The following is a 24,842-nucleotide window of genomic DNA, read 5'->3' on the forward strand; positions in this document are numbered from 1 at the left end:
CAACAAAAAGGACATTCCGAGTATTACAAGAAATGTCCTTTCTGCTAAAATGTAAGGTATTTTGCTAAAATTCAAACTCTAAAATCAGTTTACTAGTTTGACCTGTAAACTGATAATTATAGGACCCTCTCAGATTTTCTAAGTTACCGGTAGCTTTAATAATTGTTCCTGGGGAATCTAAATTTCCTTTATCAAATATTCCTTGCTCTATAGCTGTGAATGTCCCTTGTTGCCCCTTATAAATTCCTTCAAAGTGTAAAAATCCAGAAATTTTAGCCGTAGCCAAGTGACCATCATTTATATTTGAGTCTAGATAATATAATAAGTATTCAACAAAAGCTTTTCCTTTTAATTCTCCATCAATATCATATTCAACATGGGCAATATTAATAGGGAAATCTTTTCTAGTATCATCAATTAGTTTTTCATCCCATTTACTTACTGTAAATGTTACTTCCATACACGTAAATCCCCCTTTATCATTAGATAAGTAATCTCCATATCATTTAAAAAGTACTAATTCACAGTCATATCTTATAGGAGTGTTTTTATTTATTTGAGCCCTGTCATATCGTTATCTTATCTCAGAATCACCTGCGCCTCCCCATGAAGGACTTACTGTTGTCACGGTGTCTCCTGCTTGTAACCTCTTTGGTTTTATTAACATGTTAACTCCGCTGCTACAGAATGTAATGGATTACGATTATACAAACTGTATCATTGAAATACATGATGTATGACATTAGTTTCTTCATCATCAATCCGTTTACCTGCTGGGATTCAAGAATTCAGTCTTAGTGTTGAATATAGGAATAACCTATTTATATTTGAAAATCAAAGTATGCAACATTGCATGAGGAAAACGGTTGTTATTTTCACTACCTGTAACTATAATGATTACAGGTTGGTCGATACCAATCAAAAAAATAAAATCATCGTGAATGGAGATGTTTCATAATGGGTATGAAAAAATTAATTTTAGCAGGTGCTTTAGGGATCGCAGCATTATCAGGAACAAATTTACCAGGACTAGAAGTAACAAAAGCGAGTGCAGCTTCTATTGAATCGAATTTCTCGACGTTAGAAGGACGAGTAGTAGAAGTAGATAACGGTGTAATTGTTGTAAAATCTAAGCAATATGAGGAACCGGTTAGTGTGTATATTGATTCACTTTCAAATGTGAAAGTAGGAGATGAAGTAAAAGCTACTGGATCTATGATGCGTAATTTTACAGAATATATGGTTGCAACTGCAGTTGAAAATACAACAAACAAGTTAGGTATGCACATGAAAGAAGATGGCTCACCTAATTATGTAATTGGAGAAGTATCAAAAGTAGGAACGATGGAAGATGAGGGAGACGGTGCTACTAAATATGTTGTAGTTGAGTATCCATCGTTAAATGGGAAGAAAGCTATTATTGATGTTTTCTTAACAAAGGGACAAGTATTTAATGCGGGTGAGAAAGTGAAAATTGATATGAAGTATGTAGGGTGGGGCGGAAGTTCTATTAACTGGAACACAGTTGACCATATTGAAAAAGTTCATGAAGCAAAGACGAACGCTGAAAATAATGATGGTGTATGGATTTGGTCTTAATTAAAATCCTGTAAATAACAAATGTATCATGTAGTATCCAGCAAATGGTGATGTGTATGACCATTTGCTGGATACTTTTTTGCTTTGTATTTTATTGAGAATAAGGGATATCCGACTAGAATATGATGTTTAAATCGGTGCGAGTTAAAAAATACAATAATGAAAGAGGGGTTTATATATGGAGCGAGATGAGAATTATTTACGAGCTAAAAAAAGAGTGGAGAATTTAAAAGCGTTTTACATTCATTTAACGGTCTATATATTAGTTAACTTAATGCTTTTTTTCATAAATATAAGCTCTGATTCAAGTAAATTATGGTTTTTATATCCACTTGGAGGTTGGGGGATTGGTATCGTTATACATGGTTTAACAACTTTTCCATTTGGGATATTCGGAAAAGAATGGGAAGAACGAAAAATTAAAGAGTATATGGAGAAAGATAAGTGAAAAAATCAGAGATTTATGAATATAAATCTCTGTGAGCACACGTTTGATGCGAAGCCTATTCTATAGCTTCGCCTATTTGTTTTGTACTCGAAGTTAATGCGAGTACGTGTTCCTATTCATTTTTAGCATGAATTGCATGTGAAATCAAAACTTTAGTTGTAGTACATAATAAATACAGTTATTTTACTTTCTTAATTACAAGTGGATATAGGATAAAGTTGATTTATCATCCTATATTAAAATAAAAAACAAACCACTGTTCGATTTGAATATTCCACGATATAATGGTGAGAGTTTATGACAGAATAAATATTTACATAAGAAGTGAGGTACTGTATGAAAAAAAGAACGACAGACATTATTTTTATTATTATTGGTGCATTTCTTTTTGCTTTAGGTGTCAATTTATTTGTTATCCCGAACGAGTTTGGTGAGGGTGGGGTAACAGGTATCACGATTATTACGTACTATTTATTTGAATGGTCACCAGGTTTAGTTAACTTAATTTTAAATGCGATTTTGTTAATAGTCGGTTATAAATTTTTAAATAAAATCACAACAATTTATACGATTATCGCTGTAGTGACTAACTCGCTATTTCTTCATTTAACAGAAGGCTGGACGATTGCTTCGGATGAAATGCTTGTAAATGCCATTTTCGGAGGAATATTTATCGGGTGTGGTATTGGTCTTATCATTCGCGTTGGCGGAACAACTGCAGGTACTACGATCTTAGCAAGGATGACACATAAATATTTAGGCTGGAGCATTAGCTACGGTCTACTGTTCTTCGATTTAATCGTTGCATTTTCATCTTATTTCATCATTGGTGCAGAAAAACTGATGATAACAATTATTATGCTATATGTAGCAACGAAAGTGATGGAATTTGTAATTGAAGGGTTAAATCCGAAGAAGGCTATTACGATTATTTCTGATAATCCAGATGAAATTGCCGGGAAGGTGACAACCTTAATGGGGAGAGGGGTTACCGTGTATTCAGGTCATGGCTATTACACGAAAACGCCGAAGGAAATTCTTTATGTTGTTATTAATAAGCAAGAAGTAGTGAAGCTAAAGCGGATTGTTCAAACTACGGATCCGGCGGCGTTCATCGCTATACACGATGTTCGTGATGTGTTCGGAGAAGGATTTGTTGATATTTCGAAGGCTTAGAAATTGTTTTTGATTAAAATAATCTTAATACTAAAACGTAAGAATCTATTTTGAATAATCTTTTTTCAAAATAGATTCTTTTTCTTTTTCTTGCAAAAAATCCAATTGTTTCTTAATGTAGTGATGTAGAAGGATGAACGAGAGAGGGTTTAATGAAGATGATACATATTTTATTAGCTGATGATGATAAGCATATTAGAGAGTTGTTGCATTATCATTTACAAAAAGAGGGGTTTAAAGTTTTTGAAGCAGAAGATGGAAAGGTAGCGCAAGATGTTTTAGAGAAGGAAAATATTCATCTTGCGATCGTAGACATTATGATGCCGTTCGTTGATGGCTATACGTTATGTGAAGAAATCCGGAAGTATCATGATATACCGGTTATTTTATTAACGGCGAAAGATCAGTTAGTTGATAAAGAAAAAGGATTCATTTCTGGTACGGACGATTATATCGTAAAACCATTTGAACCAGCTGAAGTGATTTTCCGTATGAAAGCTTTATTACGACGTTATCAAATGCTGAGTGCAGATATTATTACGTTGCACGGAACGACAATTGATCGAAAAGGTGTAGAAGTAAAGTGTAACGGTCAAACAATTTTGCTTCCTTTAAAGGAATTTGAGTTATTATCACAACTTGCTAGTTATCCTGGAAGAACATTTTCAAGAGAAGAGCTAATTGAATTAGTATGGGGAATGGATTTTGAAGGAGATGAACGAACAGTTGATGTTCATGTGAAAAGGCTGCGAGATCGTTTCTCAAAACGAACGGATGATTTTCAAATTACAACAGTGCGCGGCCTCGGGTATAAGTTGGAGTTGAAATAAGATGAAATCACTATATTCTAGATTTGTATTTATGACGGTCGGCATTATGCTACTTAGTAGTATTATCGGCTTTTTATTAACGAACGTATATTATCAAGTGAAGTTAAAACCATATAACAGTGAAAAGATTTTAAAGTATGCGGAAGAAGTTAAATCGTTATATGAAAAGCAAAGTGAAGAAAATCAAGAGACGTATTTGCATTCTATTGCAAAATTAGGGTATGAGATTTACATTGTTGATGATCAAAAGAATGGAAAGCGTATCGGTAATGCGTTTCGTAAGACGACAATAAGTGATGATACCGTTCATAAAGTATTGCAGGGGGAGACATTTAATGGTGTTTCTACTTATCCAACGCGCCTCTTTATTACAGGTTTTTTCGATAATGAATTAATTAATAGCGTCGGTGTCCCAGTACAACACGGTGATAAACAGTACGCTTTATTCATTCGCCCTGACGTTCAACAACAATTCGGCGAGATGAGAATTTTTCTAGCGGTATTATTAGGGTTTATCGTACTATTAAGTATTATTTTTATAGCGATTGCAGCAGGTTACATCGTTCGCCCAATCCGTAAATTTACGAAGGCTACGCAAAAAATTGCGAGTGGGGAATATGAAATTGAATTAGATGTAAAACGAAAAGATGAAATAGGAACGTTATCTACAAGCTTCCAAAAGATGACGAAGAGTATTAAAGAACTAGATGAAATGAGACAAGAATTCGTTTCGAACGTTTCACATGAATTTCAGTCGCCACTTTCTTCCATACAAGGTTTTTCAAAGACGTTGCAAACAGAAAAGATGAGTGAGGAAGAAAGAAATCATTACTTACAAATTATTGAGGGTGAAAGTAAGCGAATGTCTAGTTTATGTAAACAGTTACTTACGCTCGCTTCATTAGATAAAGAGGAAAAGGTTCTACAAATAAGAGAATTCAATCTGCAGAAGCAAATTAAAGACGTCATTTTTATGCTTGAGTGGAAATGGCGGGAAAAAGATATCGCCGTTGAATTTAATGTGCCAGATATCACTATAAAAGGTGATGAAAACTTACTTCATCAAGTTTGGAGTAACATTTTCACGAATAGCATTAAGTTTTCAAACGATGGTGGAACGATTGAGTTTTTCGTCGAAGAGTTAGAGTCTAGTGTCATTATTTCTATATCAGACAACGGAATCGGTATGGAAAAAGAAGAAATGGATCGTATTTTTGACCGTTTTTACAAAGTAGATACAGCAAGGACGAGAAACGTAGAAGGTAGCGGTTTAGGATTGTCGATTGTGCAGAAGATTGTTGAACTGCATCATGGAAACGTTTCGGTGTATAGTACGAAGGGGGAAGGAACGACCGTTCGGGTGGAGCTTCCGAAATAGATGGAAAGAAAGAGGCTGTTTCGGAACTGCCTCTTTTTTGTCGTTTTATGTCGGCAAGTCGATATAATCGGAAAATCGCTGATATAATTTGAGCTGCGCCGATATAATTCTATTTGCGCTGATATATTTGAAAAATCGCTGATATAAATTTCACGTACTGTATTTCTGCTATAAAGCCACACCTTTCCCGCGCTCAAAAAGTATCAGATGTAATTTAATTTCCCCTCTGTAATCTTCTGTTCATATTCCGTTCATATTTCTTTTTTATGATAAGTGCATAGAAAGAAAGAGGAAGGAGCGAGCGAAATGTTTTTAGCTCTGCGTGAATTGAAACAATCAAAATTAAGATACGGATTAATCGGACTGATTATGGTGTTATTATCATTTTTAGTTCTTGTTATTTCAGGATTAGCAAATGGACTATCATATGATAATGCTTCATCGATTCAAAATATGGAGGCAAATAAGTTCGTTTTAGCAGATGATGCGGAAAATAAATTACTTCGTTCACAAATTAAGAAAGACGATGTAGATAACGTAGTAAATCAAGTAGGCGAGAAAGAAGCCGTTCCGTTTCGTGTGAAAGTTTCAACATATGAAAAGAAAGATAGTTCGAAAAAGGTTGATATCGCTATTTTCTCAAGTGAACGTGATTCATTTTTAGAACCAAAAATTGTAAAAGGTGAGAAATTAGGTACAGCAAATAACGAAATGGTTGCTGACGAATCAATTAAAGAAAAAGGAATTGATATTGGAGATACAATTATTGATCCTGTTTCAAAGAAAGAATTTACAATCGTTGGATTTACGAAAGATCAAATGTTTAGCCATACACCAGTTGTGTATGTAAATGAAGACGTATGGGGATCTATTTCACAACCAAATCAAAAAGATTATAGTGCAATTGCGCTGAATACAGATAAAGAAATCAAAAATGCACATGTTATCGACAAAAAAGAAGTACTGCAAAGTATTCCAGGATTTAAAGAAGAGCAAGGAACATTGACGATGATCATTGCATTCTTACTTGTTATCGCTGCGTTATTAATCGGTGTATTCTTCTACGTTATTACACTGCAAAAAACACAGCAATTAGGCGTATTAAAAGCAATTGGTACGAAGAACTCTTATTTAGCAAATAGCTTAGTCGTACAGGCGTTATTCTTATCAGTCGTTGCGATGGTAATAAGTATTGTTCTTGTACAAGGGTTAGAACAAATTTTACCAGCTGGTATGCCATTCTTATTAACAACACCGATGATTGCACAATATGCGGCAATCTTTATCGTTATTAGTATTTTAGGAACACTTATTTCGTTATATCAAGTATTAAAAGTTGATGCATTAGAAGCAATTGGAGGCGGGATGTAATGACTTCATTATTAAAATTAGACAAAGTAAGTAAAGTGTACGGAGAAGGAAATACGGAAGTAACAGCCCTTCATCCGATGTCGCTTGATGTGAAAGCTGGAGAGTTTATCGGAATCGTTGGTCCTTCTGGATCAGGGAAAAGTACGTTATTATCAATTGCTGGTGCTTTATTATCACCGTCAAAAGGGGATATTTACATTCGCGAGCAAAATATTACGAAGCTATCAGAAAAGGAAATGACAGACATTCGTTTGAAAAAAATCGGCTTCATTTTCCAGTTTGCAAACCTTGTTCCATATTTAAATGTGAAAGAACAGTTACTTTACATTGCAAAGCTAAAAAAAGAAAGTAAACAAGAATCCGGAAAGCGTGCAGATCATTTATTAGCGGCATTTGGATTAGGAGAAAGAAAGAATCATTATCCAAATCAACTATCTGGCGGGGAAAAACAAAGGGTAGCAATCGCTCGTGCGTTCATGAACAACCCAGATTTAATATTAGCGGATGAGCCAACGGCAAGCTTAGACTCAAAACGCGCACGTGAAGTTGTTGAAATGATGAAACGCGAAGTGAAAGAGAGCCAAAAAGCAGCAATTATGATTACACATGATGAAAGAATGCTTGATGTATGTGATCGTATATTGACGCTTCGAGATGGACAGTTAATATAAAAAAAGGAAAACCGTACATGTATGTGCGGTTTTCCTTTTTTTATGGACTTATTTAGAGAATAACGTTTTAATTTTATTACGAGTAAGTAATAAAACACCGCCTAATACAGATAGCATTCCTAGAGCCATATTGTTTGATTGCTCGCTACCAGCGTTAGGAAGTTCTTTAGCGTTATTGTTTTTAGTACCATTATCTGCTTGCGTTTGTTTAGACTGTGATACTTCATTAATCTTGTTGTCAACATTTTGCTTCGTTGTATGTAACTCAGCTAATTTGTCGTCAATTTTTTTCTCAGTATGCTTAAAGTCGTTGATTTTAATATCTAAGTCTTGTTTTTTCTTTGATAAATCATCTGAAACAGTTTGTTTCGATTGTTTAATTTCGTTAATTTTATTAATTAAATCTTGTCTAGCTTCTTGTAAAACAGCTAGTTTGTTTTTTACATCTTGTTTAGCTAATTCTAAGTTAGCGGAAAGACTGTCTAAATTGCCTTTAATTTTCTTAAGTTCCTCTAACGTGTTACCGGTATTCGGCTTGTTTTCTTTTAGTTCAGCGAGTTTGTCCTCAGCAGTTTGTTTCGCTTTTTTTAACTCAGCTAATTTTTCATCTACTTGTTTTTTAACTTCCTTAAGTTCATTAACCTTTTGATCAATGTTCTCTTTATGTTGCTTCATTTCATTCACTTTTTCATCGACAGTTTGTTTATGTTCTTTAATCTCATTCACTTTGTTATCGATATTTTGCTTATGTTCTTTTACTTCAGCAACTTTATCTTCTACTTGTTTTTTATGCTCTTTAATTTCAGCGATTTTATCTTCGGCAATTTGTTTGTCTTGCTGCAGTTTTGCATCTAGTTCTTGTTTATGCTGTTTAACTTCGTTAATTTTTTCATCAGCAACTTGTTTACGTTCATGTAGTTCATTCACCTTCGTATCAACATTTTCCTTAACTTTGTTAAGTTCGTTTAATGTTTGATCCACGTTTTCTTTTTGTTGCTGTAATTTCGCATCTAACTCTTGTTTATGTTGCTTAATTTCAGCTAATCGATCTCCTGTACTTTGCTGGGGAGTAGTATCATTTACTTCCGCATGAGCAGAGTTCGCGCCAGCAATCATTGCTAAAGCTAGTGTAGACGCAGCGATTGTTTGTTTTGTTTTCATATTTTTGTACCTCTTTTCTTTCATATGCATGAGCTGTTTTGTGTAAAATTGAGCATATAGAAGTAGATTCTTCCATCATTATATACCATCTGCGCTGCCTAGAGGAAGTATTTGCATAATAATCTATGATTATGTAATTTTTATAATCTCTTATTTTGGAGTAGGGGATAAATCTTTAGCTAGATGAACAATTTCTTCAATAGTAAAGCTTATATCTTTATTATTGCGAATAACAAACAAATAATCAGCCTCATTTTCTATAGGATCTACCACATCATCGTGAAGTGATTCAGTTTGTTGTTGATCAAATACTTCTTTGAAACTAGAATATCCACCTCTAAAAATATTGGTACTTCGCGTGCTTCGAGCCACTCTTTCGTAAAGTACATCATCTGGAATGTCAAAATGAACGAGTATGCGTACATATTCATTCTGTGGAAATAATTCGTTTAGTAAATATAACCTTCCATTTTTACTGCGATTGGAGTTACTAATAATAAGGTGTAAATTTGTATGTTCTTTCGCATAATCAACAATGAATTTAGAAAGACCGTGCTTAAATGTATTAGCACCTTCAGCCGGCTGTAATTTTTCATCATGCGTGTTAATAAATTCAGCTTGTTTATCTTGATCCATAACGAAAGAGTGGGGTAACTCTTTTTCTAATGCTCTTGCAAATGTAGTTTTTCCACTGTGTGTTTTTCCAACTGTAATGATGACTAATCTTTTTATGACGCCCTCCATTTGTATTGTTATGAACTGGAATATTCGGTGTAGATCGAAATCTTCCTGCTAGAGATTACACAAATTGTTGAGCGTTAGTAGGCTGAAAACTTGACAAAAAAACTTATTTATGCTATAATTTACCAATATAAAAATAAAGTGTATAATAGGGTTCTCCTGGCCAGGGGAACCCTATTTTTGTTGTAAAAATGAAGGAGAGTGTATGTACGTGAAACAAGGTGAAGCAAGTGTAACGTCGTTAGTATCAGCTTTCAGCAGGGCATATCATAGTGAATTTGATAATCCGAAGGTCTTTGATGATTATATCGCTAAAGAATTCATATCGCCAAAAGAACGTAACAATATTGAAACGAACATGGTTCAAGGGATTCACTTTTTCAATACAGACATTGCAGAGCGGTTTCAAGACAATCCAAAAGAAATATTAAAATGGATTACACAAGTTCAGTTATCACCAACACCTTTAGCACGTGCCGCATATTGTGAAAGAGTATTACTACATGAAATTACATTAGGAGCGAAACAATACGTCATACTCGGTGCAGGCTTAGATACGTTCAGTTTTAGAAACCGAGAGTTAGAGAATAAAATAGAAATATTTGAAGTGGATCATCCTTCTACGCAGGCGTTTAAGAAGGAAAGAATAAAAGAAGTAGAACTTGAAGTTCCAAATAACCTTCATTTTGTTTCGATGGATTTCACGAAAGGATTTTTCTATGAGCAGTTACGGAATGAAGGATTTGAAAATAAAAAGACGTTCTTTAGTCTATTAGGTGTAACGTACTATTTAACGAAAGAGGAACTTTCTAGTTTAATAGAATGTTTATTTGAGGTGGTTCCGGCAGGAAGTTCTATCGTTTTCGATTATCCCGATGAAAACTTGTTTACGGAAAAGGGACTGTCCAATCGAGTTGAAAATATGGTAAAAATGGCTGCGGTAGGCGGAGAACCGATGAAATCATGTTTTTCTTATGCCGAAATGGAAGCACTGTTAGAGAAGGCGGGCTTACTCATTTATGAACATTTATCGCCAGAAGACATAAATAAATTATATTTTGAAGGACGAAACGATTATTTGAAAGCTTTTGAGACAGTGCATTATGTGCATGCGGTGAAAAGGTAGGAAATTAGTAGGCATGGGGAGGAATCTCTGTGTCTTTTTTTATAAAAAAGGAAATGAGCTGTAGTGGTGGAAAATATAATTATAAATATATATAAATTAATGTTTTGTAGAAACTAAAGGAAAGGGGAAATAGAAGATGTTGAAATTACAAGGGAAATACAATGAAGCAAAAGTGTTTACTACGAATGTAGAAAAAACTGCAGCAGGTCAAATTATTGATCTTTGTAACCAAGAATTCGTAAAGGATAGCAAGATTCGTATTATGCCAGATACACATGCGGGTGCAGGTTGCACGATTGGGACAACAATGACAATTCAAGATAAGATTGTTCCTAATTTAGTCGGGGTTAACTAATCGGCTCAGACTTTAAACTACTCACTCAATTGACTGGGAACCCTAACGATAAAAGGCGAGGGCAATCAGCAGCCAGTGGTTATGGTGACATAATCGAATGGTTCAGAGACTTGTACCATGTTAGCAGACTAAGGTACAGAATTATTCCTCATCTATTTTGAATTGAAGAGGAATAATTAATACGGTGAGCCTACAGTAGAGACTGCATATCTCGATGACTGTAGAGAAGGTATAGTCCACTCTTTCAGGAAACTGAGAGGTAAGTACGATATTGGTTGTGGCATGGAAGTTGTTATGATTAATAAGAAAAAAGAGGAAATCAACTTCGATCACTTAGACGAAACGATACGTAAATTTGTCCCAAGTGGTTTTCGTATTCGAGATAAGGAACATAGATTTTCAAAAATGATTGATTTTGATAGTGTAAGAGCCCCGTTTACATTGCAACGTGCTCAAAAAAGTATTGGTACACTTGGCGGGGGCAATCATTTTGTCGAACTGAATGAGGATGATAAAGGAAATGTATACATTGTCATTCATAGTGGTTCGCGTAATTTAGGGAAACAAGTAGCAGAGTATTATCAAAACTTTGCTTACGAGCAACTTATAAACGTTAAATCTATTAAAGAAGAACTGATTGAGCGTTTAACGAAAGAAGGTAGACAACAAGAAATACATGAAGCTTTACGTGAAATTAAGAAACCGGTGATTCGCAAAGAATTAGCTTATTTAGAAGGACAAGGATTTAAAGATTACATGAATGATATGAAAATTGCACAAAAATATGCAGAGTTAAATCGTAAGGCAATGATTGATGAAATCGTCACTAAAATGGATTGGAAAGTAACCGATCAATTCACTACAATTCATAACTACATCGATATGGAAAATATGATTCTACGAAAAGGTGCTATTTCAGCTCAGAAAAATGAACGAGTAATCATTCCAATCAATATGAGAGATGGTTCAATCATTGCATTTGGTAAAGGAAATCCAGATTGGAACTTTTCTGGCCCTCATGGAGCAGGGCGTATTATGAGTCGCAAGAAGGCGAAAGAAGTACTTAACTTAGAGGATTTTCAAAATACAATGACAGAGGTTTGGACTACATCTGTTGCAGAAAGTACTTTAGATGAAGCACCAATGGTATATAAGCCAATGGATGAAATTATTGAGAATACAAAAGAAACAATTGATATTAAACATATTATTAAGCCACTTTACAATTTTAAGGCTAATTAAAAGAGGAGTAACGTTTATTAAAGAAAGAAAACTTGAAAAGATAGCATATTTTGTGGCGGTTATATAACAGAGATTAAAAAGACAACATATTAAACTAAGAGATTCATCATATTCATTTACATTTATGTAATGTTAAAGACTAAAAAGCTAGATTGGCGCGAATTGCTAATTGTGGAGTGTGTAGAAAAGACAAAATCTCTTAAAAAACACTTAATTTTTTATTCCATTAATCTTTACAATCTCCCCCTATAATGTGAATTGGACAAGCACCTAAGAGAAGCAGAATATGTCAGTTGGTACATTCTATTATTAGGGGGAGAATTTGTATGAAAAAGACAGTTGCTTCGTTAGCAGTTATGGCGGCATTATTACCGACATTTTCAGCACATGCGGAAGGGAAAGAGCAAGTTCGAAAATCAGCTACAACTTTTAATGTTATTAGTGACATTCAAGGTGATTTAGGAGATTTTGATCACGTATTAAAAGATATGAATAAAGTAACGCCACTTTCTAGAGCGCTTATTATGAATGGGGATATAACGCCGACTGGACAACAGTCACAATATGATGATGTAAAGCGTGTGTTAAATAAAAATAAGCATCCAGAAAATGTATGGTCTACTGTTGGGAATCATGAGTTTTATGCTGGTAAATGGACAGCAGATGGGAAACTCTCTCAAAGTACATGGCCAAATGGTGTAACTGAGGAAACTTTATTTAACCGCTATCTGAAATTTAGTGGACAAGAAAAGGTATATCATAAAAAAGAATTAGATGGCTATCCACTTTTATTTTTAGGAACTGAAAAATATATGAAATACCACGATTCAAAAATGTGGGATGAAGTATATATGAGTGATGAGCAATTAGGTTGGTTAAAACAAAATTTAGAAGAGTATAGTCAAAAAGATAAAAATAAACCAATCTTTATTTTCTCTCATCACGTTTTACCTGATACAGTATCTGGATCAAGACAATCACCATATTTACAAGATTATTTAAACGTGGATAAATTGTACGATATATTAAAAGACTATCCGCAGGTTGTTTTCTTCACGAGTCATACGCATTGGGATTTAAACTTACCTGACTGGGCTGGTAAAAAGAAAATTAAAGGCGGAGATGAAAAAGGTTTCACTGTTGTAAATACGGGCGGGATTGAAACAGGCTGGATGTCAGCAGGGCCAAATGGAGGAGAGAAAACTGCTCCAGATGGCTATTCATTTAAACAAGGGTTACAAGTGAAAGCATATGGTAACGATGTAATTGTGACAGCTTACGATTACAAACGTGATAAGGATATAAAGAAGTTATTAATTAGTGATTCAAAAATTGCGCAGATGGCACCAAATGTAACGGCAGATGATAGTGAAAATATAATTGTCGGTGCAACTGAATATATGGAGTATTCTATAGAAGGAACGAATGAGTGGCATACGTATAGTAAAGCAAACCCTCCGAAATTTGATGGGGATAAAGTCGTATACGTACGCCATAAAGGTGAAATGAATTTAGAGCCGGGATTAACACAGTTACTTCGTTTTTCGGTAAATAAGTGATTGGAGGGAGTCTGCATTTGAATGTGTAGGCTCTTTTTTTGTTGATGAGAAAGGAGGTGCCTGTCTGTCGTTTTTTGTCGATAGATCGATATATTAAGAAAATCGTTGATATATTGCAAGTTACGATAGATACATTTGAAAAATTGTTGATATATTGTAAGGAATGAACGATATATTTGAAAAATCGTTGATGTAAATTTCATGTACCGTAATTAAGTTAAAATCATTAATACGGTTTTACTTATCAAAACGAAATTCTAATACATTTTTAACCGAGAAAGGTGACTTCACCATTTTTACGTGTAATAATAGTAACGTTACATATATTGTGAAAGAAGTACAAAAGGAGCGTTACAATGAATTTAGCTAAATTCCCGAGAAAAAAATATACAGAATCATATACACCAATTGAAAAGTTAAACAACTTTTCTGAAGCACTTGGTGGCCCGACTATTTATTTTAAACGAGATGATTTACTTGGTTTAACAGCTGGTGGCAATAAGACGAGAAAATTAGAATTTTTAGTTGCAGATGCACAGGAAAATGGTGCAGATACGTTAATTACAGCTGGTGGTATTCAGTCAAATCATTGCCGCCTGACACTTGCTGCTGCGGTAAAAGAAAAAATGAAATGTATCCTTGTATTAGAGGAAGGGCTTGAGCCAGAAGAGAAGAGAGACTTTAACGGGAACTATTTCTTATATCACTTATTAGGTGCTGAAAATGTAATTGTTGTACCGAACGGAGCAGATCTTATGGAAGAAATGCATAAAGTAGCAAAAGAAGTAAGTGAAAAAGGGAATACACCATATGTAATTCCAGTTGGTGGATCAAACCCTACGGGTGCTATGGGATACGTTGCTTGTGCCCAAGAAATTATGGCGCAATCATTTGAGCAAGGAATTGATTTCAGTTCAGTTGTTTGTGTAAGTGGAAGCGGCGGTATGCATGCCGGTTTAATTACTGGTTTTTCTGGAACGCAAAGCCAGATTCCTGTAATCGGAATTAACGTAAGTAGAGGAAAAGCTGAGCAAGAAGAGAAAGTAGCAAAACTTGTAGATGAAACTTCAGCACACGTTGGTATTCCAAACTTTATCCCGCGCGACGCTGTTACGTGCTTTGATGAATATGTAGGGCCAGGATATGCGTTACCAACGCCGGAAATGGTAGAGGCAGTTCAGTTACTTGCGAAAACAGAAGGTATTTTACTTGATCCAGTGTATACAGGTAAGGCGGTAGCGGGATTAATCGATTTAATTAGAAAAGGTAAATTTAATAAGGAAGACAATATTTTATTCGTACATTCAGGTGGTTCACCAGCTTTATATGCGAATACTTCTTTATTTGCTTAAGTGTAAAAAGCATTGGGTATCCAATGCTTTTTTGTTATATAATGGAATTGCTGGGAGGCGGGAGGATGATATGAATTCAAATTTAAAATGGATTATATATACGGTACTCGGCATTTCTATTCTATTAATCTTATTTGTGGCTTATGGGGTGTATTCTTATTTTACATTTTAAAAGCGTAATGGAAGTGAACCATAATGTAATGTATGTTATAGTTTGATATGTTAATTACTTACAATACTTTCTACAAGGAGAATACATAATGAGAGCAAAGAAACTAGTAACGTTAGCAGTTCCATTTATGCTGTTAGTCGGATGCGAGGTAGGAGATAAAGATTCTACTCATAAGACTGAGCAAACTAGTAAAGCAATAACGAAAACAGTAATTTCTGAACAACAGTATCTGTACTACATATGTGAGCAAGTGGTAGAGTTCCAATTTAAGAAGGATGAATTGTTACTAAACTTAGGAGAATCCTTAAAGGACAAAGAAAAAGCAAAAGCTGTTTTAAAAACATCAAACGAGATAGATAAAATTTTAGACAATATGGAACACATAAAAGTACCTGATACATACAAAGACATTCACAAATCCATACAAGAAGGGGTAACAGAGGCAAGAAAAGCAACGAAGTTAATTAAGGATGCTGGTAAAGAAGATAAACAGAAGATTCAAGAAGCTACAATGAAAGGTACTGAATTTTTATCAGGTGTAGACGGAGAGCATTGGAAAAAAGCAATTTATGAGTTATCACAGGAAAACAAAGATGCTTATAGTAAGGCACTTGATAAGAAAGTAAAGGAGCACTCAAAGTAAAACAGTAACTTGTAATAATACATATCCACCTAAAATTTCCGCGAATGCTATGCTAGGAAGTTAGGTGGGAGATTACTGTCCTTAAATGTGGTTGATTAAAGCTACAGCCACATTCTCCTGTTCTAATTAACTAAAAGAAGAACTTCCCCATCCCGATTAGACTACTGATCATTCCTATTCCACTCATGGTACCTTTTCCTGCTGTAAGTAAGTTTCCAATCATTCCCAGCTGCCCGTAACCTCCGTTATTCCCCCATCCCATGGGACTTATCTGTCCTCCCCATCCTGGAGAGTTTCCGAAAATACCCCCGTTATTGGTATTGAATTTAAAAGCCTTAGCTGGCGGCGATAGTAAAGCTGCGAGATGACCTTGTGCGAACATCCCTGTATGATTGAATGGTTGCGCCCAGGGGAAGGGAGGTTTTTGAAAATTAAAACCTGCATGACCTGGTAATGGAGTCCAATTAGCAGGGTGACCTTGTGGTAGTATCTCTGCATAATTAATTGGCTGCTGCCCCCAAGAGAAGGGAGGAGGTTGGGGATTGAACCCCGTATAATTGGCTGATGAATCCCAACTAACTGGATAGACTCGGTAACTCCAATTCTCAGGAAGCTTCAAATCATTCATTACCTCAGATGTAGTTATTTCGGGCTGTGAATATAATGAAATTTGGTTAGTATATTGTTGCCCATTTCCCTTTGAATTCAAATACCAATATTGGTCCATACGCTTATTCTCCTCACTTTAAAAATGTAATGTTAGACTTAGCCTATGTAATATTCCTTTTTATGGATGGTTACATAACTAGATCTACAAGCCTGTATTTAAAGGAATGGGTGCGTAGTCTTTTTGATTTTTCTCGCTGCCTGTAAAATTCCCATTGATGTAAAGTTTCACTTTATTTTAGAAGGGGATTTTCAGTTGCTTCTTTTTTGTATTTCAGCCTAATTTAAATTCCGTTAACAAACATTTTTATAAAGGTTTAATCAACAAAAAGATTTTAAAATGGTATGTTGAGCAAGTGGAATTGCTAAAAAGAGAATATCCATTCGAAGAGTTTGGCAAAATACTGTAAGGGTAATGTTTTCTTGTGCAAATATGTAAACGATTTAAACGAATCAATGAAATTTATAATGAAGGGGCAATTAAATATATGAGTGAAACATTACATAAAAGAAAACCACCATATGTAATGCTTGTAATCCTTTTTATTGGGGCATTTGTTTCATTTCTAAATAACTCCCTTTTAAATGTAGCCTTGCCATCAATAATGAAAGATTTAAACATTCAAGATTATTCAACGATCCAGTGGCTTTCTACAGGGTATATGCTTGTAAGTGGTATATTAATTCCGGCCTCAGCATTTTTAATAACGCGTTTCTCGAATAGGAGCCTATTTATTACATCTATGGTGATTTTTATTCTTGGTACTGCCTTAGCGGCTGTAGCACCTAACTTTGGTTTATTACTTACTGGTCGGATGGTTCAAGCGGCAGGCTCTTCAGTTATGGGACCTTTGTTAATGAATATTATGCTAGTAAGCTTTCCAAGAGAAAAAAGGGGAACAGCAATGGGGATTTTTGGACTAGTTATGATTACAGCTCCAGCAATTGGGCCGACACTATCAGGTTATATTGTAGAGTATTATGACTGGCGTTTGCTTTTTGAAATGATTTTACCGTTAGCAATCATTAGCTTACTGTTAGGGATTTGGAAATCTGAGAATGTCATGAAACAAAACAAAAATGCAAAACTTGATTATCTCTCATTACTATTATCTTCTGTCGGTTTTGGCGGTTTGTTATATGGATTCAGTTCTGCAAGCTCCGATGGTTGGACAAATAAAGTTGTCTTAACAACCTTAATCATAGGCGCAATTGCCCTAATTGCTTTCATTATTCGTCAATTAAAAATGGATGAGCCGTTATTGGATTTACGTGTTTACAAGTACCCAATGTTTGCACTTGCGTCTGTAATTGCAATTGTCAACGCGGTGGCCATGTTTTCGGGTATGATTTTAACACCAGCTTATGTACAAAACGTCCGTGGCATTTCTCCGCTGAGCTCTGGACTGATGATGCTTCCAGGTGCGGTTATAATGGGGATTATGTCACCAATTACAGGTAAACTATTTGATAAATATGGTCCTCGGATTCTTGGCATAGTGGGGCTTTCCATTACAGCTGTTTCAACTTATATGTTGGCAAGTCTGCAAATTGACTCTAGTCACACACATATTATTCTTATCTACACACTGCGGATGTTTGGGATGGCGATGGTTATGATGCCACTTATGACAAATGGTCTTAATCAATTGCCAACTCGCTTAAACCCGCACGGTACAGCTGTTAATAATACGGCTCAACAAGTGTCCGGTTCGATTGGTACTGCTATTCTTGTTACGATTATGAACTCTGTAACAAAAACAAAAGCTGAAAGTTTAATGTCTCATATAGATCCAACAACCTTTACAGAAACTACGAAGGCAATAGTAACTCAGAAGGCTTTATTATCTGGAATTCAATATTCGTTTTATGTAGCGCTTGGCATGAATGTTGTTGCACTACTATTAGTTTTTTTCGTTAAACGTGTAGATACAAGTGCGGAAGCTGTCGAGAAGCTAAATCGGTAGAGAAAAATAAAACGCTTGATAATGATTCCAACAAGTTTTTTGCTGCTAAGGCGCCGGTATTTAAAGCTGGAAAAGAACTAAAAGAAGCAGGGAAATAATTATATAGTAAAAGAGGACCTGATGTTCATATCAGGTCCTCTTTCATTAGTAACACGGTATACTTGCTTATCGTATTGGTTTAACTAAACTACTGATTTTTCGAATACTACAATCTTAAGCTCGTCAACTTCTCTATTTTTGGGGTGTTTTAGAAGAAAAATGAATCAAAATAATCGTTTTTATAAACAAATACAAGAGATGAGATCCGTTTGCAATTTCTCATAAACATTACAAGTTTAGATTATCTTTTAACACCAACATTAAAAGGCTCCAACTATATTTATTCGCTTCATTTTAATTTAGTATTTTTCTACAAGTTATAAGTCTAATTGCCAAGCTTATACGTAATATCATAATCATGAATAGTTAGGGAAAAGATAAAATAAGGTAATCAATTACATATCTTTATCCCAGGCGATTAGTTGCTATTTCCTCTTTATTAAATGGGATATGTTATTTCATGCTTTTTTGAAAGGGTGTTTTAAATGGAAAAAAAAGTATCTGCCATTCCTCAGCCGAAAACATATGGACCGCTGGGTAATCTCCCATTAATCGATAAAGATAAACCGACCCTATCCTTTATCAAGATAGCGGAAGAGTATGGTCCCATTTTTCAAATTCAAACTTTAAGTGATACCATTATTGTCGTTTCCGGACATGAACTGGTAGCAGAAGTCTGTGACGAAACACGGTTCGATAAAAGTATAGAGGGTGCTTTAGCAAAAGTTCGCGCCTTTGCTGGAGACGGATTATTTACAAGCGAGACTCACGAGCCTAACTGGAAAAAAGCTCATAATATTTTGATGCCTACATTTAGCCAACGGGCAATGAAAGATTACCATGCTATGATGGTTGATATTGCTGTACAACTCGTTCAAAAATGGGCACGGCTTAATCCGAATGAAAACGTGGATGTTCCGGAGGATATGACTCGTCTTACGTTAGATACAATTGGTCTATGTGGTTTTAATTACCGATTTAATAGCTTTTATCGTGAGACCCCTCATCCTTTTATTACTAGCATGACCCGTGCTCTAGATGAGGCGATGCACCAATTACAGCGGTTAGATATAGAAGACAAACTTATGTGGAGAACGAAACGTCAATTTCAGCATGATATCCAGTCTATGTTTTCTTTAGTAGATAATATTATTGCTGAACGTAAAAGTAGTGGAGATCAGGAAGAAAATGATTTACTTTCCCGTATGTTAAATGTACAAGATCCGGAAACTGGTGAAAAATTAGATGATGAAAACATTCGTTTCCAAATTATCACTTTTTTAATAGCTGGGCATGAGACAACAAGTGGATTGTTATCTTTTGCAATTTACTTTTTATTAAAGAATCCGGATAAATTGAAAAAAGCCTATGAAGAAGTAGACCGTGTTTTGACAGATCCTACTCCAACATACCAACAAGTTATGAAACTGAAGTATATACGGATGATTTTAAATGAATCACTGCGTCTATGGCCTACCGCTCCAGCATTCAGTCTCTATGCAAAAGAAGATACAGTGATTGGCGGGAAATACCCAATTAAGAAAGGAGAAGATCGTATTTCTGTTCTTATTCCACAGCTACATAGGGATAAAGATGCATGGGGAGACAATGTGGAAGAATTCCAACCTGAACGATTTGAAGAGCTGGATAAGGTTCCTCATCATGCTTATAAGCCATTTGGAAATGGCCAGAGAGCATGTATCGGTATGCAATTTGCACTTCATGAAGCCACTCTTGTAATGGGAATGCTTCTTCAACATTTTGAATTAATCGATTATCAAAACTATCAGCTGGATGTAAAACAAACATTAACGCTAAAGCCCGGTGATTTTAAGATTAGGATTCTACCCCGAAAACAAACTATTAGCCATCCTACTGCTCTTGCACCTACAGAGGACAAGCTGAAAAACGATGAAATTAAGCAGCACGTTCAGAAGACACCTTCTATTATTGGGGCCGATAATCTTTCACTTCTTGTTCTGTATGGCTCGGATACAGGGGTAGCAGAAGGTATTGCAAGAGAATTAGCAGATACAGCTAGTTTAGAAGGGGTTCGAACGGAAGTGGTAGCTCTTAACGATCGAATTGGAAGTTTGCCAAAAGAAGGAGCGGTACTTATTGTGACTTCTTCTTATAATGGAAAACCGCCAAGTAATGCAGGGCAGTTTGTGCAATGGTTGGAGGAACTAAAAACAGATGAGCTAAAAGGGGTTCAATACGCAGTTTTTGGTTGTGGAGATCATAATTGGGCTAGTACCTATCAACGGATTCCAAGATACATTGATGAGCAGATGGCTCAAAAAGGAGCAACAAGATTTTCTAAACGCGGAGAAGCAGATGCAAGTGGTGATTTTGAGGAACAGCTCGAGCAATGGAAACAAAGCATGTGGTCTGATGCGATGAAGGCATTTGGATTGGAGCTCAACAAAAATATGGAAAAAGAGCGCAGTACTTTGAGTCTGCAATTTGTCAGTCGTCTTGGAGGATCTCCTCTTGCACGAACATATGAAGCAGTTTATGCGTCTATACTAGAAAATCGTGAACTCCAATCATCCAGCAGTGATAGAAGTACACGACATATCGAGGTATCCTTGCCGGAAGGCGCTACATATAAAGAAGGAGACCACCTTGGAGTGCTGCCAGTTAATAGCGAGAAAAATATCAACCGAATTTTAAGACGCTTTGGATTAAATGGGAAGGATCAAGTTATACTGAGTGCAAGTGGACGAAGTATAAATCACATACCTTTAGACAGTCCTGTTAGTTTATTGGACCTTCTTAGTTATAGTGTTGAAGTTCAAGAAGCAGCCACTCGAGCACAAATACGAGAAATGGTAACATTCACAGCATGTCCTCCTCATAAAAAAGAATTGGAAGCATTATTAGAAGAAGGAGTTTACCATGAACAAATACTAAAGAAACGGATTTCAATGTTGGACCTTCTTGAAAAGTATGAGGCTTGTGAAATCCGATTTGAACGCTTTTTAGAACTTCTTCCTGCGCTCAAACCGCGTTACTATTCTATTTCAAGCTCTCCACTCGTTGTACAGAATCGTCTGAGCATTACGGTCGGTGTTGTTAATGCGCCTGCATGGAGTGGGGAAGGGACATATGAAGGAGTCGCTTCTAATTACTTAGCTCAGCGTCATAATAAAGATGAGATTATCTGTTTCATTCGAACGCCACAATCAAACTTTGAATTACCTAAAGATCCAGAAACACCAATTATTATGGTTGGGCCAGGTACTGGAATTGCACCATTCCGTGGATTCTTGCAAGCGCGTCGTGTTCAAAAGCAAAAAGGTATTAACTTAGGAGAAGCACATCTATATTTTGGTTGTCGTCATCCTGAAAAAGATTATCTTTATCGTACAGAACTAGAAAATGATGAAAGAGATGGATTAATCTCTTTACACACAGCTTTTTCTCGTCTAGAGGGACATCCAAAAACATATGTACAGCATTTAATAAAACAAGATAGAATCAATTTAATTTCGTTATTAGATAATGGAGCTCATCTTTATATATGTGGTGATGGAAGTAAAATGGCTCCGGATGTAGAAGATACCCTTTGTCAAGCGTATCAAGAAATTCATGAAGTCAGTGAACAAGAAGCAAGAAATTGGTTGGATCGTGTGCAAGATGAAGGGCGATATGGAAAAGATGTTTGGGCTGGTATATGACTGTTTCTTAATTAGATACATATTAACTAATAAACTTCTTTCGAATAAATTTCACTTTATTAGTATCGTGTATTTAGATGAATAGTGATTAACCGGACTATTTAGTATCTACTAAATAAAAAACAGGACCTGATATGCATCTATCAGGTCCTGTTTCACATAGACATTATACATCGATATTTTCCACGCATTATCAATGTTTGTAATGTAGTTAGCCTTTTGAGTCAGCTATAAAATCAGATATTATTTTTTCAATATCGAAAGGAGTAATCCCTTTATCCAAAGAAAAAATGCTTTCTGCTTCTTCGATGTCTTGAACGAGTTCACCTCTAGCTTCAATATGTAATCGGAACAAGTCATATAAATTCGGTTTAACTAAATTAGTTAAAGCCTTCCCAACTAGTATCATACCTTTTTGATTAGCCTCGATGGTATTATCATAAGTTAGATCTCTCGTAAGAGACAAATCTGTCCAAATCAATTTTCGTTCCTTTAAGTCTAAAATAACTGGAATAGAGATTTGGGTGTCGGCAGTAATATCCACTTTATCTTGAACAGTAGAAGGTTCAAATATTTCACCTGAACCAGGATATTGACGAACCATCCAACCAGTAAAGCATTCTGGTAAATCTTTATACGGTTGGTCTGTGTAAGAAAGCAAAGTCATTACTACATAGCGTGCACCATATTTCAGCACAGACGGAATATCGAAATCAATGAATTCAGATGCCCCCTTTGGTGCAGAAGTAATATCTCCGCTATGGTAGGCTTTGAAATTTTTTGAACGTAAGTTCGTGAAGGATACATGTTCTTTGTATTGCCAATCTTCGTCGTACATTGCAGCAGATAAATCAATGTCAACACGTCCTGTATGTTGTCCATTCACATAGCCTTCTTTCCACCATAGGAAAAAACGAATCGTATCTCCTTCTGGCAAATCTACTTTACTTCCTCGAGATAATGTGCGAAGCGCTTTGCTGGCTGAACGTTGAGAGAAGGGAACTAAGTGATTTTTTAACTGTTCATCCAAAAATACTTTTCCGAGACTTGGAAGTTCTGCGAAGCGATTTTTTAAAGTATCTTCACACATTTTTACAATCATTAAACAAATATCCTCTGAGATAAATGGAAGTGTATTTTCGATACCTATAGCTTTTGCTACATTTCCCTTTGGAAAAAAGGTACGAAATTCATTTTTATCATTTCGATGCTTAAAATGAGCTGTGAGTTGAAGTAATACAGGAGTAGAAACGTTTCCTATTATACTTAGAAAATCTTCGAGAATATTGAAAACATCTGTTGACTTATCACTACATAAACGGATTAAATGATCCAAGCGTCTGGCAAATTCCCCCGGGCGAGTTTTTAAAAGATTTTTTGCTGTCATGATATCACGATTCAACAAAGCTGCTTCTATTTTTCCATTAAATGTTTCAACTTTAATGTTGTTGCGAAGAATCTCAAATGCTCGGTGGGTTTTTGGGAAACGAGTATGATATTCTGCTGGATGAAGAATTTCACCTAAACGAATCCAACGTTTTTTGTATCGAAGCATATCTTCGGTAATGTTTCCGCATTGCTCTAACAATCCTAAAAGGAAGCGTCTTTCTGCTCGGTTAAACTTCTTGAATCGGACGGAGGATGCTAAACTCACATCGCCTTCAGATAAAGCAACTGCAAGGCGAAGAACATCAGTTGCTGTTTTAAAATACTTTGCAGCAGCATCGGCTGATATTTTTCTGTTTATTAATAAAACCCCAATTATAAAAGACATATTTTCCTTATGAGGAATTACATTAGGTAGAAAACAGGAAACATCTTCAGTGTGTGTAATAGCCCATTCTACATCCGTCTTATCAGTTGAGGAAATAGAGCTGTTTGCACTAATCAATTGAGAAATCATTTGATTGAAATCTTCTTCACTTCCTAAGTCAATAACTTTCAAATCAACTCTATCTAAAAGAGGGAGTCGTTCTTCTACTTTTGATACAGGTAGGCGCAACGTCACATAATGAATAATGGCATTAATGTATAAATCAGCGTCACTTAAATCCATCATTTGTTGCGGAAAGTTTGGATACATAGGAGTAAACTGAATATGTGCTCCAACCATTTCTTTTAAATGTTTTACCAATTCTTTGTAAAACGATGTGAATGCATCAACCGAAAGTGTTTGCAACTCTTCTATTAAAGGCTCGGAAAAAGTAAATCCTAAATTTTCCAAGTTTTTTAAAACAGTGGCTAAATAAATGTTCGGTAGTTTATTTTCTTCTCTTTTTATAATTACTTTCAAACTTCTTCTTATGTAAATAGAATTTTTCATGAGAACGCCAGCTATTCACGCCTTATAAAAGAGGGGAATAGTCTGACTGTCCTCCTTTCAGTGGTAGATTTTTATTTTTATATGTATAAACACACTAATTGTAGAAAAATGCACAGAGGGTACATAGCTATTTTTTAGTGGAAAATTAGGGATATAACATTTAGTTGTTAAGTGGTAATTTGTTAATTAAGAAAAGAAAACCTCTACATCAATGGTTGATAAACTAAAGTTTATGCAATCCCAAAGAAGAAAGAGGTTTTATAGTCTAATTATTTTTCAT

The 24,842-nt window shown here is 35.4% G+C and carries 20 protein-coding genes; 15 read left to right on the top strand and 5 right to left on the bottom strand.

Annotated features, from left to right (window positions below; all coding sequences use genetic code 11):
* Positions 1-64 precede the first annotated feature (64 nt).
* Positions 65-460 carry a DUF3224 domain-containing protein gene (locus ACXKY9_RS12010; protein WP_000454079.1) on the bottom strand — a complete coding sequence of 132 codons (396 nt, stop codon included), beginning with the start codon at positions 458-460 and terminating at the stop codon, positions 65-67.
* A 497-nt stretch (positions 461-957) separates the two neighbouring features.
* Here ACXKY9_RS12010 and ACXKY9_RS12015 point away from each other — a divergent pair, with 497 nt between their 5' ends.
* From ACXKY9_RS12015 to ACXKY9_RS12045, 7 genes are all read left to right on the top strand, one after another.
* Positions 958-1,599: a F0F1 ATP synthase subunit alpha gene (locus tag ACXKY9_RS12015; protein WP_000525525.1), complete on the top strand. Its 642-nt coding sequence runs from the start codon at positions 958-960 to the stop codon at positions 1,597-1,599.
* 178 nt (positions 1,600-1,777) lie between these two features.
* Positions 1,778-2,047, top strand: a complete 270-nt coding sequence (locus tag ACXKY9_RS12020; RefSeq protein WP_000438994.1) for a 2TM domain-containing protein — start codon at positions 1,778-1,780, stop codon at positions 2,045-2,047.
* 336 nt (positions 2,048-2,383) lie between these two features.
* Positions 2,384-3,223, top strand: coding sequence for a YitT family protein (locus ACXKY9_RS12025; protein ID WP_000747492.1), 840 nt, complete (start codon positions 2,384-2,386; stop codon positions 3,221-3,223).
* A 152-nt stretch (positions 3,224-3,375) separates the two neighbouring features.
* Positions 3,376-4,053: a response regulator transcription factor gene (locus ACXKY9_RS12030; RefSeq protein WP_000781961.1), complete on the top strand. Its 678-nt coding sequence runs from the start codon at positions 3,376-3,378 to the stop codon at positions 4,051-4,053.
* A 1-nt stretch (position 4,054) separates the two neighbouring features.
* The gene (locus tag ACXKY9_RS12035; protein ID WP_000839528.1) at positions 4,055-5,431 is read left to right on the top strand and encodes a sensor histidine kinase; all 1,377 of its coding nucleotides are present in this window, start codon (positions 4,055-4,057) and stop codon (positions 5,429-5,431) included.
* A gap of 306 nt (positions 5,432-5,737) precedes the next feature.
* Positions 5,738-6,802, top strand: a complete 1,065-nt coding sequence (locus ACXKY9_RS12040; RefSeq protein ID WP_000477750.1) for an ABC transporter permease — start codon at positions 5,738-5,740, stop codon at positions 6,800-6,802.
* Positions 6,802-7,473, top strand: a complete 672-nt coding sequence (locus ACXKY9_RS12045) for an ABC transporter ATP-binding protein (RefSeq protein WP_000202607.1) — start codon at positions 6,802-6,804, stop codon at positions 7,471-7,473. The genes ACXKY9_RS12040 and ACXKY9_RS12045 overlap by 1 nt, the downstream gene beginning before the upstream one ends.
* 48 nt (positions 7,474-7,521) lie before the next feature.
* Here ACXKY9_RS12045 and ACXKY9_RS12050 read toward each other — a convergent pair whose 3' ends face one another.
* Together ACXKY9_RS12050 and ACXKY9_RS12055 are read right to left on the bottom strand one after the other, a co-directional pair.
* On the bottom strand, positions 7,522-8,634 hold the full coding sequence (locus tag ACXKY9_RS12050; protein WP_000851015.1) for an LPXTG cell wall anchor domain-containing protein: 1,113 nt from the start codon (positions 8,632-8,634) through the stop codon (positions 7,522-7,524).
* 150 nt (positions 8,635-8,784) lie between these two features.
* Positions 8,785-9,366: an ATP-binding protein gene (locus ACXKY9_RS12055; RefSeq protein WP_031303583.1), complete on the bottom strand. Its 582-nt coding sequence runs from the start codon at positions 9,364-9,366 to the stop codon at positions 8,785-8,787.
* A 214-nt stretch (positions 9,367-9,580) separates the two neighbouring features.
* Between ACXKY9_RS12055 and ACXKY9_RS12060 the strand changes: the two genes are divergently transcribed.
* The 6 genes from ACXKY9_RS12060 (at position 9,581) to ACXKY9_RS12085 (ending at position 15,824) form a co-directional block, all read left to right on the top strand.
* On the top strand, positions 9,581-10,501 hold the full coding sequence (locus tag ACXKY9_RS12060) for a class I SAM-dependent methyltransferase (RefSeq protein ID WP_000289379.1): 921 nt from the start codon (positions 9,581-9,583) through the stop codon (positions 10,499-10,501).
* A 136-nt stretch (positions 10,502-10,637) separates the two neighbouring features.
* Positions 10,638-10,856: an RtcB family protein gene (locus tag ACXKY9_RS12065; protein ID WP_000916240.1), complete on the top strand. Its 219-nt coding sequence runs from the start codon at positions 10,638-10,640 to the stop codon at positions 10,854-10,856.
* Positions 10,857-11,138: 282 nt separating this feature from the next.
* On the top strand, positions 11,139-12,098 hold the full coding sequence (locus ACXKY9_RS12070) for an RtcB family protein (protein ID WP_000454390.1): 960 nt from the start codon (positions 11,139-11,141) through the stop codon (positions 12,096-12,098).
* Between the two features lie 326 nt (positions 12,099-12,424).
* On the top strand, positions 12,425-13,657 hold the full coding sequence (locus tag ACXKY9_RS12075) for a DUF4073 domain-containing protein (RefSeq protein WP_000754277.1): 1,233 nt from the start codon (positions 12,425-12,427) through the stop codon (positions 13,655-13,657).
* A gap of 356 nt (positions 13,658-14,013) precedes the next feature.
* Positions 14,014-15,009, top strand: coding sequence for a D-cysteate sulfo-lyase (gene cuyA, locus ACXKY9_RS12080; protein ID WP_001046617.1), 996 nt, complete (start codon positions 14,014-14,016; stop codon positions 15,007-15,009).
* A gap of 260 nt (positions 15,010-15,269) precedes the next feature.
* Positions 15,270-15,824, top strand: a complete 555-nt coding sequence (locus ACXKY9_RS12085; protein ID WP_001201799.1) for a hypothetical protein — start codon at positions 15,270-15,272, stop codon at positions 15,822-15,824.
* Between the two features lie 130 nt (positions 15,825-15,954).
* Here ACXKY9_RS12085 and ACXKY9_RS12090 read toward each other — a convergent pair whose 3' ends face one another.
* A complete protein-coding gene (locus ACXKY9_RS12090) occupies positions 15,955-16,551 on the bottom strand; it encodes a hypothetical protein (protein ID WP_000373141.1) in 597 nt (198 codons plus the stop codon).
* A gap of 427 nt (positions 16,552-16,978) precedes the next feature.
* Between ACXKY9_RS12090 and ACXKY9_RS12095 the strand changes: the two genes are divergently transcribed.
* Both ACXKY9_RS12095 and cypD read left to right on the top strand, forming a co-directional pair.
* Positions 16,979-18,457 carry a DHA2 family efflux MFS transporter permease subunit gene (locus ACXKY9_RS12095; RefSeq protein WP_000005138.1) on the top strand — a complete coding sequence of 493 codons (1,479 nt, stop codon included), beginning with the start codon at positions 16,979-16,981 and terminating at the stop codon, positions 18,455-18,457.
* Between the two features lie 584 nt (positions 18,458-19,041).
* The gene (gene cypD / locus ACXKY9_RS12100) at positions 19,042-22,239 is read left to right on the top strand and encodes a bifunctional P-450/NADPH--P450 reductase (protein WP_000412769.1); all 3,198 of its coding nucleotides are present in this window, start codon (positions 19,042-19,044) and stop codon (positions 22,237-22,239) included.
* 211 nt (positions 22,240-22,450) lie between these two features.
* On the opposite strand, the gene ACXKY9_RS12105 is transcribed toward cypD, so the two are convergent.
* Entirely contained in the window at positions 22,451-24,562 is a 2,112-nt protein-coding gene (locus tag ACXKY9_RS12105; RefSeq protein WP_000798021.1) for a TerD family protein, read from the bottom strand.
* Positions 24,563-24,842 lie beyond the last annotated feature (280 nt).

The sequence above is a fragment of the Bacillus sp. 2175 genome, assembly GCF_057812155.1.

What these genes read in the sequence shown, in the direction of transcription:
- ACXKY9_RS12010 (WP_000454079.1), bottom strand. Translation starts at nt 460, where the DNA reads ATGGAAGTAACATTTACAGTAAGTAAATGGGATGAAAAACTAATTGAT.
- ACXKY9_RS12015 (WP_000525525.1), top strand. Translation starts at nt 958, where the DNA reads ATGGGTATGAAAAAATTAATTTTAGCAGGTGCTTTAGGGATCGCAGCA.
- ACXKY9_RS12020 (WP_000438994.1), top strand. Translation starts at nt 1,778, where the DNA reads ATGGAGCGAGATGAGAATTATTTACGAGCTAAAAAAAGAGTGGAGAAT.
- ACXKY9_RS12025 (WP_000747492.1), top strand. Translation starts at nt 2,384, where the DNA reads ATGAAAAAAAGAACGACAGACATTATTTTTATTATTATTGGTGCATTT.
- ACXKY9_RS12030 (WP_000781961.1), top strand. Translation starts at nt 3,376, where the DNA reads ATGAAGATGATACATATTTTATTAGCTGATGATGATAAGCATATTAGA.
- ACXKY9_RS12035 (WP_000839528.1), top strand. Translation starts at nt 4,055, where the DNA reads ATGAAATCACTATATTCTAGATTTGTATTTATGACGGTCGGCATTATG.
- ACXKY9_RS12040 (WP_000477750.1), top strand. Translation starts at nt 5,738, where the DNA reads ATGTTTTTAGCTCTGCGTGAATTGAAACAATCAAAATTAAGATACGGA.
- ACXKY9_RS12045 (WP_000202607.1), top strand. Translation starts at nt 6,802, where the DNA reads ATGACTTCATTATTAAAATTAGACAAAGTAAGTAAAGTGTACGGAGAA.
- ACXKY9_RS12050 (WP_000851015.1), bottom strand. Translation starts at nt 8,634, where the DNA reads ATGAAAACAAAACAAACAATCGCTGCGTCTACACTAGCTTTAGCAATG.
- ACXKY9_RS12060 (WP_000289379.1), top strand. Translation starts at nt 9,581, where the DNA reads ATGTACGTGAAACAAGGTGAAGCAAGTGTAACGTCGTTAGTATCAGCT.
- ACXKY9_RS12065 (WP_000916240.1), top strand. Translation starts at nt 10,638, where the DNA reads ATGTTGAAATTACAAGGGAAATACAATGAAGCAAAAGTGTTTACTACG.
- ACXKY9_RS12070 (WP_000454390.1), top strand. Translation starts at nt 11,139, where the DNA reads ATGGAAGTTGTTATGATTAATAAGAAAAAAGAGGAAATCAACTTCGAT.
- ACXKY9_RS12075 (WP_000754277.1), top strand. Translation starts at nt 12,425, where the DNA reads ATGAAAAAGACAGTTGCTTCGTTAGCAGTTATGGCGGCATTATTACCG.
- cuyA (WP_001046617.1), top strand. Translation starts at nt 14,014, where the DNA reads ATGAATTTAGCTAAATTCCCGAGAAAAAAATATACAGAATCATATACA.
- ACXKY9_RS12085 (WP_001201799.1), top strand. Translation starts at nt 15,270, where the DNA reads ATGAGAGCAAAGAAACTAGTAACGTTAGCAGTTCCATTTATGCTGTTA.
- ACXKY9_RS12090 (WP_000373141.1), bottom strand. Translation starts at nt 16,551, where the DNA reads ATGGACCAATATTGGTATTTGAATTCAAAGGGAAATGGGCAACAATAT.
- ACXKY9_RS12095 (WP_000005138.1), top strand. Translation starts at nt 16,979, where the DNA reads ATGAGTGAAACATTACATAAAAGAAAACCACCATATGTAATGCTTGTA.
- cypD (WP_000412769.1), top strand. Translation starts at nt 19,042, where the DNA reads ATGGAAAAAAAAGTATCTGCCATTCCTCAGCCGAAAACATATGGACCG.
- ACXKY9_RS12105 (WP_000798021.1), bottom strand. Translation starts at nt 24,562, where the DNA reads ATGAAAAATTCTATTTACATAAGAAGAAGTTTGAAAGTAATTATAAAA.